Origin of the sequence: Staphylococcus sp. EG-SA-14 (assembly GCF_017151935.1) — a bacterium.
Lineage (GTDB): Bacteria > Bacillota > Bacilli > Staphylococcales > Staphylococcaceae > Staphylococcus > Staphylococcus aureus.
Genome location: NZ_JACVZM010000086.1, coordinates 1 through 255, shown reverse-complemented (window position 1 = coordinate 255; position 255 = coordinate 1). Strand labels below are relative to the sequence as shown.

Genomic DNA, 255 nt, shown 5'->3' with positions numbered 1-255 from the left:
TTAATAACGCGTTTAAATCTTTTTATAAAAGAAAACGTTTAGCAGACAATGAGTTAAATTATTTTAAAGCAGAGTTTACTTATGTAAATGAGCATTTAAAATAATGAAAACGAAGCCGTATGTGAGCATTTGACTTATAAAAATGGTGGAAACATAGATTAAGTTATTAAGGGCGCACGGTGGATGCCTTGGCACTAGAAGCCGATGAAGGACGTTACTAACGACGATATGCTTTGGGGAGCTGTAAGTAAGCTT

At 34.5% G+C, this 255-nt stretch carries 1 rRNA gene; it reads left to right on the top strand.

The window, feature by feature from the left end:
- Positions 1-156: 156 nt before the first annotated feature.
- A 23S ribosomal RNA gene (locus IDG63_RS14395) occupies positions 157-255 on the top strand; the annotation flags it as partial.